Below are 1,366 nucleotides of genomic sequence, written 5' to 3'. Positions count from 1 at the left end.
AGCGTGGGCTTTTGCTAATCGGTCTGTTATAGGAACATGGCCATATACAAAGGCAGGTGTGTCACTCCATCCTTTATCATGACATCCTTTGGGTATAATACGAATCTTTCTCCAAGTCTGTTGCCAAACTTTGTACAGAACTTGTCGAGGGAAGAGTGCTTCTTGTAGGTGGAAGACTTTACTTCGATAGGTGATATCCGTTTGTGATTCGAAATCAGGAAATCGATTTCCATGTTGTTTTCACGGTTTGCGGAATCAACGCGAGAGTAAAAATACAGGTGGTGGCCGTTACAGCGAAGCATTTGCGCAACGATGTTTTCCGTCAGCATCCCTTCGTTCACGTTCAGCTTGTCCAGTAAAACAGACTTGTAAAGAATGTTGTCTGCGTATTCGTCATCGCGAAATGCCTGGGTTACTAAAAGTCCGGTATCGCCCATATAACATTTTTGCGTCGTGTAGTCGGTGCTCATGGATAGTCCGACGCTTGGGTCTGTGGCGTTCACGCATCGATTCACCATCATGGCCTTGTCTAGCCATACGAATGCGTCTTCGTACTGTCGCATGCGGGCGTTCTTGTTGATGTCAGCCAGCTTGAATTTTTTTTCTTTTTTGGAAAGTTGTCCGGGAATATCCTTTAGAATGGAATATACTCGTTGCTCGTCGTTCCCTGCGTATTTTCCCACATCGGCAAGATACAGCGAAAGAATCTGTTTTTTTAGATAGTCTGCTTCGCCGAAATTACCCGTGTTCATGTACGCTTCGACAGCCTGGGGCATTCCGCCAACAAGCATGTACTTGCGAAAATCGTTTAGAACTTTGCGGTGTAGCGCTTGACCCAAGGGTTTCCTCTTTTCAAAACAAGTCTTCAAAAAAGGTACCGTGGCATGGTCGCCTGCTGCCCAGAGGAATTCCTCAAAGTCCATAGGAAACATTTGCAGATGCACTTCTTCAGATGGAATCAGGATGTCCTTCACATTCTTGTATAGCGAAATGAGGGAGCCGGTTTCCATGTAATCGTATCGGCCGTCCTTCACAAGCTGCTTTATCAACTGCCTTGCAGGTGGGTACAGCTGGACCTCGTCGAATATGACAACGCTTTCTCGCCGGAAAAGCTGTACTCCGTATATGGCGGACAGCTTGGCGAAAAAAATGTCAAGGTCGTGACAGTCTTCTTGAAAGCATTTCAGTGTTCCGGGACGGGGATACGAAAAGTCAATAAGCAGGTAGCTTTTGTATTCTGCCCTGGCGAAGGCTTCAACTGCATAGCTTTTGCCGATTCGCCTTGCGCCATCGACAAGTAGGGCGGACTTACCCTTTGAACGATTTTTCCAGTCCCTGAATTTTTCGATTATTTTGCGTTCCATAA

At 46.3% G+C, this 1,366-nt stretch carries 1 protein-coding gene; it reads right to left on the bottom strand.

What is annotated here, in order from left to right:
* Positions 1–26 precede the first annotated feature (26 nt).
* A complete protein-coding gene (locus BGX12_RS15200; protein ID WP_109736857.1) occupies positions 27–1,364 on the bottom strand; it encodes an ATP-binding protein in 1,338 nt (445 codons plus the stop codon).
* Positions 1,365–1,366: the final 2 nt, after the last annotated feature.

The sequence above is a fragment of the Fibrobacter sp. UWR4 genome (assembly GCF_003149045.1).
Taxonomy (GTDB): domain Bacteria; phylum Fibrobacterota; class Fibrobacteria; order Fibrobacterales; family Fibrobacteraceae; genus Fibrobacter.
This window is presented reverse-complemented; position numbering and strand designations above follow the sequence as displayed.